Source organism: Pseudoalteromonas sp. SR45-6 (assembly GCF_014163545.1).
GTDB lineage: Bacteria > Pseudomonadota > Gammaproteobacteria > Enterobacterales > Alteromonadaceae > Pseudoalteromonas > Pseudoalteromonas rhizosphaerae.
Map to the genome: position 1 here is coordinate 21,309 of NZ_JACJDM010000027.1, position 12,567 is coordinate 33,875.

11 protein-coding genes are annotated in these 12,567 nt (G+C 38.8%); 7 read left to right on the plus strand and 4 right to left on the minus strand.

From position 1 onward, the window contains the following. Positions 1–102: 102 nt before the first annotated feature. On the minus strand, positions 103–1,077 hold the full coding sequence (locus tag H5158_RS12615) for a hypothetical protein (protein WP_182717995.1): 975 nt from the start codon (positions 1,075–1,077) through the stop codon (positions 103–105). A 232-nt stretch (positions 1,078–1,309) separates the two neighbouring features. On the opposite strand from H5158_RS12615, the gene gss reads away from it, so the two are divergent. Then, the gene (gene gss, locus H5158_RS12620; RefSeq protein ID WP_182718040.1) at positions 1,310–3,199 is read left to right on the plus strand and encodes a bifunctional glutathionylspermidine amidase/synthase; all 1,890 of its coding nucleotides are present in this window, start codon (positions 1,310–1,312) and stop codon (positions 3,197–3,199) included. 330 nt (positions 3,200–3,529) lie between these two features. Beyond that, on the plus strand, positions 3,530–3,742 hold the full coding sequence (locus tag H5158_RS12625; protein WP_149981763.1) for a hypothetical protein: 213 nt from the start codon (positions 3,530–3,532) through the stop codon (positions 3,740–3,742). 86 nt (positions 3,743–3,828) lie between these two features. Here H5158_RS12625 and H5158_RS12630 read toward each other — a convergent pair whose 3' ends face one another. Continuing rightward, positions 3,829–4,278 (minus strand): Lrp/AsnC family transcriptional regulator, encoded by a 450-nt coding sequence (locus H5158_RS12630; protein ID WP_149981764.1) that lies wholly within the window; start codon positions 4,276–4,278, stop codon positions 3,829–3,831. A gap of 100 nt (positions 4,279–4,378) precedes the next feature. Between H5158_RS12630 and H5158_RS12635 the strand changes: the two genes are divergently transcribed. The 3 genes from H5158_RS12635 to H5158_RS12645 all read left to right on the plus strand — a co-directional run bounded on the left by H5158_RS12635 (position 4,379) and on the right by H5158_RS12645 (position 7,825). Continuing rightward, the gene (locus tag H5158_RS12635; protein WP_182717994.1) at positions 4,379–4,972 is read left to right on the plus strand and encodes a LysE family translocator; all 594 of its coding nucleotides are present in this window, start codon (positions 4,379–4,381) and stop codon (positions 4,970–4,972) included. 221 nt (positions 4,973–5,193) lie between these two features. After that, positions 5,194–7,182, plus strand: coding sequence for an oleate hydratase (locus tag H5158_RS12640; protein ID WP_182717993.1), 1,989 nt, complete (start codon positions 5,194–5,196; stop codon positions 7,180–7,182). A 223-nt stretch (positions 7,183–7,405) separates the two neighbouring features. Then, complete coding sequence (locus H5158_RS12645; protein ID WP_149981766.1) at positions 7,406–7,825, plus strand: HPP family protein; 420 nt, start codon at positions 7,406–7,408, stop codon at positions 7,823–7,825. A gap of 84 nt (positions 7,826–7,909) precedes the next feature. On the opposite strand, the gene corA is transcribed toward H5158_RS12645, so the two are convergent. Then, positions 7,910–8,866, minus strand: a complete 957-nt coding sequence (gene corA / locus H5158_RS12650; protein ID WP_182717992.1) for a magnesium/cobalt transporter CorA — start codon at positions 8,864–8,866, stop codon at positions 7,910–7,912. A gap of 338 nt (positions 8,867–9,204) precedes the next feature. Between corA and dps the strand changes: the two genes are divergently transcribed. After that, complete coding sequence (dps, locus tag H5158_RS12655) at positions 9,205–9,729, plus strand: DNA starvation/stationary phase protection protein Dps (RefSeq protein WP_149981768.1); 525 nt, start codon at positions 9,205–9,207, stop codon at positions 9,727–9,729. Positions 9,730–9,851: 122 nt separating this feature from the next. Here the strand turns inward: dps and H5158_RS12660 are convergent, their stop codons facing one another. Continuing rightward, positions 9,852–11,519 (minus strand): methyl-accepting chemotaxis protein, encoded by a 1,668-nt coding sequence (locus H5158_RS12660; protein ID WP_149981769.1) that lies wholly within the window; start codon positions 11,517–11,519, stop codon positions 9,852–9,854. Positions 11,520–11,976: 457 nt separating this feature from the next. Between H5158_RS12660 and H5158_RS12665 the strand changes: the two genes are divergently transcribed. Then, complete coding sequence (locus H5158_RS12665; protein WP_149981770.1) at positions 11,977–12,342, plus strand: DUF2237 family protein; 366 nt, start codon at positions 11,977–11,979, stop codon at positions 12,340–12,342. The last annotated feature ends 225 nt before the right edge of the window (positions 12,343–12,567 follow it).

A 12,567-nucleotide genomic window follows, 5' to 3' on the forward strand; every position in this document is an offset into this window, starting at 1 on the left:
ATAACCATAAAAAGGCTAGCTTAATTACCACTATATTGCCACAAGACAACACCAAGTTTTTACTCTAGCTGATTAATTTTTTTGAAATTAATAGCAAAACAACTATAAGAATAAATGCGCAGGAAGGTACACTTCTTGGCGCAGCAACTCTCGTCCTTGTTTAAGTGCATTGTTATACGAAGGTTTATTATCAGCATGAATGTAGCCAAAGAAAAATTCAAAATCTTGCATATGCTGTTGATAATATAAACGCTGCATTGGGGATGCAAAGCCCTGTCCTCTAAATTGCCCAGTAATAAAAATATCACTGATTAGTAAACCGTTAAACCCTAGCTCATCGCTCGACTCAGCCATTATCATACCCAGTGGCTTACCTCTATAAAACGCCGCGCTGCACAATCCGGCTGCAATAGCTTCGCTGATATCGTCTTTTTCGCTAATTGGTACTATTGTTGCCATTTCAGGATGCTGCATTAAAAACTGAGTATAGTCACGCTCATACCAAGGCCAATCTTTATCAAGTTCAAACGGCTGCAATGCAATATCTGCACAGAGTAATTCATCAACAGTCAGTTTAGGATCTTGTGCTGCTAACAATGAATCAACAGCGCGGCTACCGGCCAAACTTAGCAGTTGTTTGGCTGGTATTGATCCTGGTGCTGGCCATATACAAATATATCTAGGCGTACACCAGCAAAATACCTTACTAATATAGCGGACCAGCTGTGCAAGTAATGGTTCTGATAACGGATGCTCACTAAACACTTCAAACATAGTCTCGTCATCATCATTACGACAAACACTGACTATAAATAAGCTACCATCATCAGCTTCTACAACTTGCGCGTATAGATCATCATCTGGCACGCTGTCACTAATTGCCCGCCTTTGACGAAGCTCGGCAAAATGCTCTGCATTACAATCTTCATTCAGCGCAAGTAAGTCTTCACACTCTTTAGCGATTGCTTTTTCAGTATCTAAACCTATAATTTTATTTAAATTATAAGTTTTTAAAACTCCCTGACCTAAGCGACGTAAACATTTTTCATCAATTTTATATAATGGATAATGACGCATAACTTCCCTTTAATGACTGTTTTTAGTTAATATGGGGACAATAAAGACGTAAATCAACTAAATGATAATTAAGTGATTAATGAGCTCTTTGTAATACGCAATAACGGTTGGTTAACGCATCTAGCAGCAACATATAAAATGCCTGAAAGATTATATTTATTATCTTGCTATCGGCCTTATTCACTCCTATAGTCTGCAAATTATCACTCCTTAATTTTGAATTACTTTGTCTATCAAATCCCGCGTTCCTGTCAGTCAGTTTGGTGAATTATTAGGTTATGCGCCTGGTAATGTTGCTGTTTATTCGTCTGATTACGATACAGCTGACGAAACAATTTATCCTAACCGTAGCGCCTATCGTAGTTACCTCGATGGTATTTACATGGGCTATAAATGGCAATGTGTTGAATTTGCGCGACGCTGGATGTATCTCAATCATGGCTATATTTTTGATGATGTTGCAATGGCTTACGATATTTTTGAGCTACGCTCAGTGCGTGACATAAACAATCAAACCAGGTTGCCTTTACAAGCATTTCGTAATGGTGCAAAACACCACCCAGTGGTAGGAAGTTTACTCATTTGGGAAGAAGGCGGTGAATTTGAAGAAACTGGCCATGTTGCGGTGGTGGTTGAAGTACATCAGGATAAAATTCGTCTTGCTGAACAAAACGTGGCCCATCAGCTATGGCCGCAAGATCAACAGTGGTGTCGCGAACTCAAAGCGAAAGTCACAAAAGAAGGTGACTACTGGATTGAGTGCTCTTACAGTGACGCCACTATTTTAGGCTGGATGACACAAACTGAGCACAGCGAATTTAGTGAACCGACGCCTGAAATAAGCACTGATCTGTTTGCCATAAAAGCCCAATATGCCACTGATTATGGGCAAGCCACTAAGTCATGGCTTAACATTGCCAATGACGATGAAGCAGCCTACGTAGAGATGATGCATGGGCATAAATTGACTTCAGTTAATGCTGATCAACATCATTATTTTACAATTTCAAAAACCGCTCAACAAACTATTGAACATGCTACCAATGAATTACATGGCTTGTTTATGCATGCAACAGACTATGTACTGCAGCATCCTGAGCTATTAAAAAAGTTTAATTTACCCGATGCGGTGCTCAATAAGATCCGCCAATCCTGGGATAATCGCTTAAATCAACTGATCACCAGTCGATTTGATTTTGCATTAACTCCCGCAGGCTTGAAAGTCTATGAATACAACTGCGATTCAGCATCGTGCTATATGGAAAGTGGCAAAGTACAAGGTAAATGGGCCAAACACTTTGGTGTTAAAACGGGCATTGATGCCGGCCATGATTTATTTAAAGATTTAGTAAGGGCATGGCGAAAAAGTGAAGTAAACGGCCTTGTCCATATATTGCAAGATGATGAGCCAGAAGAACATTACCATGCATTGTTTATGAAAGAAGCCATTGAAGCCGCTGGTTTTGAGTGCAAAGTAATCATTGGTTTGACTGATTTACACTGGGACGCAGCGGGCAATATTGTTGATGCTGATGGCGAAAAACTCAGTTACGTTTGGAAAACATGGTCATGGGAAACCGCTCTTGATCAAATAAGACTAGAGTGTGAGGCAGATCAATCCCAAAGCGATGATTTTGAGCCGCACTGGCAATCTGGTAAAACCCCACGCTTGGTCGATGTATTACTTCGTAAAAATGTGATGGTTTTTGAGCCGCTATGGACATTAATACCCAGTAATAAAGCAATTTTGCCAGTACTGTGGAGTTTATTTCCAAATCATCCGTTTTTACTCAATACTGCTTTTGATTTAAATGATGAGCTATTGCAAACAGGCTATGTCGTTAAACCGATTGTTGGTCGATGCGGTGCAAATATTCAACTCGTTGATGAACAACAACACGTAATAGAAAAAACAACGGGTCATTTTGCCTCTCAAGAGCAAATATACCAGCAGTTATTTGCCCTTCCTAAAGTAGCTGACTACTTTGTGCAAATATGTAGTTTTACCGCAGCAGGTAAATACGCCGGTGCTGGCGTACGCGTTGATAAAAGCATGATTATAAACGGCCACAGCGATTGTATGGCACTGCGTATCAGCGATGATAGTTACTATAGTTCTTAACTAAAGAAGAGCCATTCTAACAATAAAATGGCTCTTCTTCACATAAAAAGCTGACTATTGCCTGTGACTTCTATGTGGCTACAAGTTTATCAAAAACTTACCTTAATATGTCCTAATGTTAAATCGAAGCAACATAAATAACGCCAGCATACTTATTAAAATGAAAATCCCTTTATGTGCAAATTCCCTACACCTAAATTTTTTCATAACACATGCTTTTAAAGAACCCTTTACGCAAACAATACACAGTGCTAATATCGGTACACTATTGATTTTAAATTTAATACTCATTTAAAATCAATATATTAAATTATAAATAAGGATGATGATATGAAATTAATTAACACCACTTTGTTGCTTGCAACTTTTATATTTACAGCAATAGCATCTAATGCATCTGCCGCTACTGATCCATGGTATGTATATGCAAGTAAAGTAAATGGTTATAGGATGTGTGCTCAAGCCAGCCCTGGATCTGGATGGTATAAAGCAAGCCCAAATGGTTATTCAACTAAAGGCGCATGTAACTACTATGAAAGATAATATTTAATTAATTCGCCTTAATTTTGAGCTTTGCGAGCAAGGCTCTATTAACCTCAACTATTAATAAGATAGATTATCCAACTACTTTACGCCCGCTCATCTTTTGGTGAGTCCATCACTACATGCGAAGTGATCGTTCGTACCTGTGGGATTGATCCTAAAACATCAGCATGGAATGCTTTATAAGACTTAATATCAGCGGTTTCTACTCTAAGTAAATATTCAAATGCTCCTGTGACATTATGGCACTCTTTAACTTCATCAATAAACTCAAGTGCTTGTTCAAAAGCTCGTTGTGATTTCGTAGAGTGCTCATTTAAACCCACCCCCACATACGCGACAAAACCAAGTCCAAACGCTTGATTATTAATAACTGCTCGGTAGCCTTTGATCACACCTGCTTTTTCTAACTCTTGTACACGGCGCAAGCATGCTGATGGGGATAAACCAACCAAATCAGCAAGTTCAGCGTTGGCAATTCGACCACTGCGCTTTAATTCTTGCAATATCCTGTCGTTAATTCGATCTTTTTTCATATTAAGTTGCTAAAGTAAATTTTTAATAGATTAATAAGCGCAAAAATTGCGAGCCATACAAAATATAATTGCACAATCATTATCAACTGAGCAACTATAAATGAATATTGAATTGGTATCAGCATTAGCATTATTTGCACTTGTATCTTCCATCACCCCAGGTCCTAACAACCTGATGTTAATGAACTCAGGCGCTAACTTTGGTTTTAAACGTTCATTGCCACATTTACTCGGCGTAACAATTGGCTTTGTGATCATGCTCGTATTGGTTGGTTTAGGTGTCATGCAATTATTTGACTTTGTGCCATGGAGTTACCAGCTATTAAAAGTGCTTTGCATTGCTTATTTGCTTTATCTTGCTTATAAAATTGCCAGTAATAAAACTCCTATCGGTGCTAAAAATAGCGATACTAGACCTCTTTCTTTTGTACAAGCATCTTTATTTCAATGGGTTAACCCGAAAGCCTGGACTATGGCATTAAGTGCAGTGAGTGTTTATGCCCCATCCAAAGGAATTGGTGCAGTGGTACTTGTAGGTCTTATTTTCGGTATAGTTAATTTACCCTGTGTCTGCTCATGGACGTTAGTCGGACAAAAGCTACAAGTATGGCTAAAAGATCGCAAGCGCCTACGAGCATTCAATATTTTTATGGCTGTATTGTTAGTCGCCTCGGTACTTTTTAGTATGCTGTGAGTAATAAAACAAATAAACGCCTTAACAATGGCAACTTGGTTAAGTTGCCATTGTTAACCTCAATTTCAGATAACAAATCAATTTCCAGCAGCTAACTTATAAACCCCCTCGCGAACTAAAACTTTGATCTACTGCAACATGACTATGCTTGCCTCGTGCAATTATGGAGAGACTTGCAAACAGTACTGACACTTATCTATATTCATGAAGAGGGATGGCTAATGACGAATAAAGCAATAGCGAAGTTTAATATTTCTGCAACCGCAGCAAGTAATTTCCAACATGAAGCTGACGCAACGGCTGATTTTTGGGGCAATAAACCACTTAATACCTTGCCCCCTCATGATTTTATTGCTCCTTATGCACGTCATAAAACGCTGCCTACACCCGGTATAGAAAAACGTAATGCTTGGATCATTGGTGGAGGTATTGGTGGCCTAGCAGCGGCATTTTATCTTATCCGTGATGGCCATATGAGCGCTGAAAATATTACCATTTTGGAAGAAATGGATATTGAAGGCGGTTCAATGGATGGCGCGGGTAACCCTGATGACGGCTATATTATTCGTGGTGGCCGTGAAATGAACTGGAATTACGACACCTTGTGGGATCTGTTTCAAGACGTTCCCGCTGTTGAACTGCCCGAAGGCTATTCTGTGCTTGATGAGTACCGTTTAATTAATGATAACGACGCTAATTACTCACAAGCCCGTTTAATAAATAAATGCGGTGAGATACTCGATGCAAGTGACTTTGGCCTGAATAAAGCCCAGCAATGGGAGCTGATCCGTTTAATGCTCAAGCGCAAAGAAGAGCTTGACGATCTCAGCATTGAAGACTATTTCAGCAAAGGTTTTTTACAAAGCAATTTTTGGTTTTTATTTCGTACTATGTTTGCCTTTAAAAATTGTCATAGCTTGTTAGAAACTAAACTGTATTTGCATCGCTTTCTTGATTCTATTGATGGCTTTGCCGACATGTCTGTTTTACTTTTTCCGAAATATAATCAATACGATACCTTTATTAAACCGCTTGCTAATTTATTACGAGACAAAGGCGTGAATTTTCAATTTGCAAGCCGTGTAAACGATCTGGATATAACATTTACCGGTAATAAAAAAACCGTAACGGGGATCCATGCCACTATAAAAGGTCAAGCACAGCATATTAACGTTGCTCCAGACGATTTAGTTTATGCACTAACGGGTTCAATGACAGAGCATACCGCTTATGGCGACATGCAAAATGTGCCCGAGCTAAACTGTGAAAAACACGATCCCGGCGAAAATAGCGGGTGGAATTTATGGAAAAACCTCGCGAAGAAATCAGCTGTTTTTGGTAAACCCGAAAAATTTTATGGCGATATTGATAAATCTATGTGGGAGTCAGCCACACTAACTTGCAAGCCATCCCCACTTATAGATAAGCTAAAGACATTATCAGTAAACGATCCTTACTCTGGTCGCACGGTAACTGGCGGCATTATTACTTTTACAGACTCTAACTGGCTATTGAGTGTAACGTGTAACCGCCAACCTCATTTTCCAGATCAACCCGATGATACGTTAGTACTTTGGGTCTATGGTTTATTAATGGACAAACAAGGTAATCGTATCGTTAAAACAATGCCACAATGTAGCGGTGAAGAAATAATTACGGAGCTTTGCTACCATTTGGGCATTGAACAGCAGCTTGATGAAATCATTGCCAATACCAAGATACGTACAGCGCTAATGCCTTATATCACAGCTCAATTTATGACTCGTGCAGCTGGTGACAGACCCACCTCAGTTCCTGAAGGTTGTACAAACTTAGGTTTGATTGGTCAATTTGTTGAAACCCACAACGATATTATATTCACGATGGAAGCCTCTATTCGTACAGCACGTATTGGGGTATATAAGTTACTTAATATCCCTAAACAAGTGCCCGACATTAGCCCAACCCAATATGATATTCGTAACCTAATTAAAGGAGCTAGAGCGCTCAACAGCGGCAAGCCCTTTATTGGCGAGCGGTTATTACACCGCCTGCTTGATAAAACCTACTTTGCTCATATTTTACCGCCATTACCAGAGCCAAGTAGTAAAGAACAAATCCATTTTGAAGCAGAAATGCATGAGCTACTGGGCAAAGGCAGCTCGGCGATGCATAAATTTTCAAGCTGGGTTGGTACACTCAGGGATAATTTTTCGCATAAAGATAAATAATCTGAGCTTCGGATAATAAATCTATCCTCAATGGCTATGGATGGCCAAGCTAAAAACTATTTCTATACAAAATACAAAGCCTTGATCTTGATAAAGTGCAATAAGAAAAAACCAGGCTAGAATAAATAATAATATGAGCTCTGGATAATAAATCTGTCTCCAGTAGCTATTTTAGTAAACCTTTTTAACCAAAGTTCTGGTTAGTAATTTAACAGGAGCCAAAATGAGCCAAACAGTTGCAGATTTAATGACATCAGATCCATATGCCGTAAGTGCAGAAAACACCCTACACGACGCACATAATCTAATGAAGGAAAAAAATATCCGCCATATTCCGGTAATTGATCACAATGGCGAACTAGTGGGTATGTTGACACAAAAAATCATGATTGCCCAAGTGATGAATATTATGGCTAATTACAGCCCTAGCGCACTTGAACGAAAGGAAAAACAAACGAAAATACACACTATTATGGCAACCGATTTTGCCACTGTACTAGCAACCCAACCACTGCAAGATGTTGCTCGGTTTTTTGTTGATAACCGCCATGGTTGCATGCCTGTGATCACTGAAAAAAATAAACTCGTGGGTATACTTACCTCGTCAGACTTTGTACGCCTAGCGGCCGCTTTATTATCTTAATGCAAGGTGATAATAAGACCGCTATCCGTATAAAATGAATATAAACTCGTGTAATCGTGTATGCCAAGTAGTCCTTGGCACACACTACAGCCAGCCTTTGTGTTTAAAAAATAAATAAGGGGCAAAGCCCGATAGCAACATAATGCCAATTGCAAATGGGTAACCCCATTCCCATTGCAGCTCAGGCATTATATTAAAGTTCATCCCATATACACTGGCGACTACGGTAGGTGGTAAAAAAACCACCGAAGCAATAGAGAAGGTTTTGATAATTTGATTTTGTTCAATGTTAATAAAACCTTGTGTTGAATCCATCAAAAAGTTCACCTTATCAAACAAAAAGGTACAGTGAGACATTAGCGTATCTATATCAAGTACAATTTCTCGTAGTGATTCGCGATCCTCATTTTGTACACCTAAACGACGTATTAAAAACGAAATATTGCGCCGCGTATCCATTAAACACAAGCGCACTTTCCCATTGGCATCCTCTAAACGCGCGATACGACTGACCGCTTCTTCTAGATCAGAGTCATCTTCTTCTAGTACATACGCACTGAGTTTCTCTAACTGATGATGCATATCCTCGAGCATATCAGCATGGTTTTCGACTTTTTGATCAAATAATGTAACCAATAACTGCTTTGGCGTATCACACATTACTTGACCTTTACGTGCTCTTAAACGTAACAATCGAAAGTCAGCCAGCTCGTCATCGCGGATGGTCAGCAAACAGTTGTCCTGTAGTAAACAGGCCACTGTTACCGTATTAAAACGTCCTTCATTGGGCGACATAAACAATGCGTGCACATGCAAGCCTTCATTGTCGATAAAGCATCGCGATGAAGCTTCAATCTCTTGCACATCCCCTGACTCAGGAAAAGTTATATTGAGCGTTTTTGCGAGCGTGTTTCGCTCATCTTCTGTTGGATTGATTGTGTCAATCCAGTGTGCATTTCTGATTGATGCTTCAAGAGAGGTATCGGATGAAGGCTCTAACTCTCTGATCACCCCCTGCTCGATAGAAAAAAATCTCAACATGCACTTCTCCTTTAATAACAAGATGGGTTGAGTATATGTAAGTGATGATTAATCAACAATGATAATACACTTCTGTATCACAGTTATTATTGAGAGTAAGTAATTCGCTAACACGTAACAGCATCTTTTATTTTGCAGATTTTACAAAAAAGTGCATATTTTTCATGGCATTTCAAAGAAATGCTTTCATCACCCAACTTCAAAAAACATATAAATTATTAAATATCAGAAACTTAAAAAATAATTTTTATCGGCACAGCCATTGCTTTATATAAACTAACGCATGTTCATAGACTTTATTAGACGCTGTGAACATTCCTTATAAATCAGGAGGAATAATGAGTAACAATAACGAAACAAACAAAATCGCTGAATTTACTGCCCCAGGTATGAATGAAGAATCTGCAAAAAATACCATTGCTACACTTGATAACCGCATGGTCGCACTGATCGATTTACAATTGACTCTAAAACATATTCATTGGAATGTAGTTGGCCCAAATTTTATTGGCGTGCATGAAATGCTCGACCCTCAGGTTGAAGTGATCAGAGCAATGACCGACACCATCGCCGAGCGAATCGCTACGCTGGGCGGAGTTCCGGTTGGTACTCCAAAATCGATAGTTGATCGTCGTTCATGGCAAGATTACGCAATTGGTAAGGGCTTGGTAAAAGATCATTTAGTTGCGCTTGATAAAGTATACAATGGGATTAATGGCGATCACCGAAGTGCGATTGGCAAGCTATCAGAGCTCGATCCTGTATCTGAGGATATGCTAATTAGCCAACTTGCCGATTTAGAACAGTTTCAATGGTTTGTGCGTGCACACTTAGAATCGTCAACGGGCAAACTCAATAGCTAATCTAGCGGTTTTGTGTTCAGTTTAAACTGATTCATTTATATTTAAAGTCAAAGATCAGGCTATTTAAAGCCTGATCTTTATTTATTACTGCTCAACAATAATACCGCTATTTTTTGTTTATATTAGATCTTAAACTGACCTACCAAATCGCCTAAACTCTCCCCTCGACCAGCTAAGTGATGACTGACTGATGAGGTTGTTTTAATTGAACGAGTAAGCTCATTAACGATTTCTTGAATCGCAAAAACGTTACGGTTAATTTCCTCAGTTACACTACTTTGCTCTGTGGCAGCGGTAGCTATTTGTGTGCTCATATCGTTAATTGTAGTAACCGAGCTGGTTACCGCTCCTAAACTTTCAGAAATTGCGCGAGATGACTCAACTGAGCGATTACAGCTTTGCTGACTTGCCAACATTGCCTTTACCGCAGCCGTGACTAGCGTATGTAACTCATTAAGCATTTCATTAATCTCTAACGTACTCTCTTGTGTACGACTGGCTAAACTTCTCACTTCATCAGCTACAACCGCAAAACCACGGCCTTGCTCGCCAGCCCTTGCAGCTTCAATAGCCGCATTAAGGGCCAGTAAGTTAGTTTGCTCAGCAATGCCACCGATAACACTTAATACACTGTTAATTTTTTTAGATTGTTCACTTAATGAATTAACCTGTTCAGCAGCTTGATTAATCTCACTCATTAAATTTGAAACTTCTTCTAAAGAAACATCTACACATTTTTGAGCATTGGCAACATCTTGCGTGGCTGACTGGGTTGATACCGCCACTTGTGTGGTATTTTGCGCGACTTCCTGAGATGTTGCTGACATTTCGGTGATCGCCGTTGCTACCAGCTCAGTTTCATGATTATGGTTTACTAACTGATTTTCAATTAACTGTGTTTGTGTATTGATATCATTTGATGAATCTTTTACATCACGGGTTACATCTGCCACATTGGTGATAATGCTATGTAGTTTACTAACAAACACATTAAATGAATTACCCAATTGACCAATTTCATCGTTACTATGCACTTCTAAGCGCTTAGTCAGATCACCTTCGCCTTTTGCAATATCATCTAAGTTTTGCACCATATTGTGAATTGGTTTTACCATATTGTTTGCCGCAATTAAGGCAAAAAACACCGTCAACACCACCCAAAATAATGCAATTAATAACAGGGTCGTTACTTTTTCATTCATATGAGCTTGTATTGTTGCTTGGTACTTTGTTAGCTCAGCTTCAATATCATCCATATAAGCGCCCGTTCCTAGCATCCAATCTGTACCAGGAACCATCGCTGCATAGCCCATTTTTTCAACTAAACCCGTTGTATTAGGCTTTTGAAAATCATAATAAAAAGCACCGCCACCTTGTCTTGCTTGCTCAAGCAACCCAACAATTATTTTTTTACCATTAGGATCGGTCATGGCTATTTTATTTTGCCCTTCAATTGCATCACCCAATAACGCATGGAAAATACTAACGCCTTTTGTATCATAGATAAAAAAGTAACCATCTTTACCAAAAGTGAGATCTCGCAATGCATTTTTTGCATCTTCTTTAGTCCCCTTGGCTAGTTCGTAATTAATTATTTGGCGGCCTATCTCAACCTCAGTTGCTAATAAACTTTCTTTGTCAGCAATTAATTTTGTTTTAAACGATACAAAATTTTGCTGCTGATTTTGATACTCTAAATAATATGAGCTGGCCATTAAACTAATTAACAGCAGCGTGAGCGGCAAAATAGCTAATAGCAACAGCTTATTTTTCAGACTTAGATTACTCATTTTTCCTCACGTGTAACAATGTAAAGCTCCATAGTATTGATACATCGAGAGCTTATAAAAACTGTAATTATACTGCCAATTACAATTAAGTGTTTATTTGAAATCAAAAGCTATTCAAATACCATATTCACATATATATAGATTCTGGATATAAGACAAACGTATAGTAGCCGCAAAGCTACCATAATAAATTTTTACTAGTACAGTAAACGTAAAAATTGCTAGCCAACAAAAACACAATTGCACAATAATCACACAACACGCAACTATAAATGAATATTGAACTGATTTTGGCCTCGCCATTAGTTTAATAAACTGACGTTTAATATTTTTAATGGCTATGTTATTTGTGATCTCCATGCTATCTATCAATATTCAGCTTTTCATCCACCACGTTTTCACATAGTCTGAAAGCAGACTCAATGTAAAACAATACAAATTATAACAAGGTAGTTTTATGAGCAATCAATTAAATGTATTAGGTACGCGCTTGCATTTGTGCTGCGGGAATACAGGCTACACTCGAGAAGGATTTTGCTATGTCCCTGCATCTGATGTTGGTAACCACAGTGTATGTGCCATCATGACTGATGAATTTTTACAGTTTTCAAAAGCACAAGGCAATGACTTGATAACGCCTAATCCAATGTACGATTTTGCAGGCCTAAAGGCTGGTGATAAATGGTGTTTATGTGCCGTGCGCTGGCACCATGCGGTTGCTGAAAACGTAGCTCCGCCGGTTATACTTGAGGCCACCCATGAAAAATCGTTACAAGTAGTCTCTCTTGAAGTATTAAAGGCTCACCAATACTCTGCACGCTAAAAGTTTCTAATAAGCATTTACACACTCTAAGATAAAGCCATTGCTCTGCGCTGGTTTTATCTTAACCACCATCTAGTATGATATTAGCGATGTGGTAACACCAACCAGCTAATATCGCATATCCTTAAACTTTTTCATCAGACTTAACACTGAACCAAAAGTAGTCCTAAGTCTAAGTATCTGCTATTTATTAAAAAATCCTCAACCCTGAGCTATACTTGTTGG